Origin of the sequence: Vibrio cincinnatiensis DSM 19608 (genome assembly GCF_900167345.1) — a bacterium.
GTDB classification, from domain to species: domain Bacteria; phylum Pseudomonadota; class Gammaproteobacteria; order Enterobacterales; family Vibrionaceae; genus Vibrio; species Vibrio cincinnatiensis.
This window is the reverse complement of sequence record NZ_FUXB01000056.1, coordinates 1-1003: the sequence shown is the minus strand read 5'-3', so window position 1 is coordinate 1003 and position 1003 is coordinate 1. Positions and strand designations below refer to the sequence as shown.

The following is a 1003-nucleotide window of genomic DNA, read 5'->3' as shown; positions in this document are numbered from 1 at the left end:
ACCTATCAAATAAATCAGAAACCAAAATCAAAATACGACAAAGCATAGAAATAGCTTAATTATCAATAAATTGCGATCTTTTTCTCTACGGTTACATAACGCCCGCTTAAAGGGCAGACAACGCAAACAACCATACTAAAACCAACCAGCCGTAACCTCAAAAGCCATTAAAACCAAAAATGGCGAACGTTGGATGTCCCTATTGAAGCGTTTGTTAGGCTATTAATCAACCAATTCAATGCCTAAGCTTTCTAGTAAGTTCAACGCTTCATATCGGGAAAACTTAGCCTTTTGAACATTATTTTCTAGTACATCAATTGCGTACGCTATTGATTCGCTGAAATCGACACCTTGCAAATTTGTTCTCATAAATAAACTGTGGCTGAAGTCACTATAAGTCATTGTTGAACCTCTGAAATTACCTTCACGAAAATCAACATCATGCAACTTACATTCATCAAAAACCAATTCATTTAAAGTCAGACCAAAGAAAGACGAGTCATTTAAAATACAACGCTTAAAACTTAGCTCAAAGTCCGAGTGATAAACTGCCCACATCGCTTTCGTCCAATCGACGCCAACTAATTTACTGTCTTGGAATTTAAGCTCAAATAGCTTTGAATTTGAAAAATCAACCAAGCTTAAATTACAGCGTTCAAATATGCAGTTTGTGAACTTACATTTCCGAAATTTGACCGCTGAGAAATCACAATCGGAGAATTGACAATCTTCAAACTCGATACCGCTATACTGTCCATCCAGTGAGGAAAGCTTCTCAAAAGAAACGTCGAAATAGTGCTCATTGTTTTTTAAATCTGTCATCGTATCCTCTGAATAGCCTAACGCAGCATTAAGGGGCAAGCAACGCTAACAGCTGAACTTAAACTAACCAGCCGTAACCTTAAATACCCACCCAAACCAAAAATGCCACGCGTTGATTGTCCCTCTTAAATGCTTTGTTATGTAACTTTACTAATTATTTCAAAGTATTAACAAAAAAAGC

At 36.6% G+C, this 1003-nt stretch carries 1 protein-coding gene; it reads right to left on the bottom strand.

Annotated features, from left to right (window positions below):
- Positions 1-222: 222 nt before the first annotated feature.
- Complete coding sequence (locus B5D54_RS16835) at positions 223-822, bottom strand: pentapeptide repeat-containing protein (protein ID WP_078927669.1); 600 nt, start codon at positions 820-822, stop codon at positions 223-225.
- Positions 823-1003: the final 181 nt, after the last annotated feature.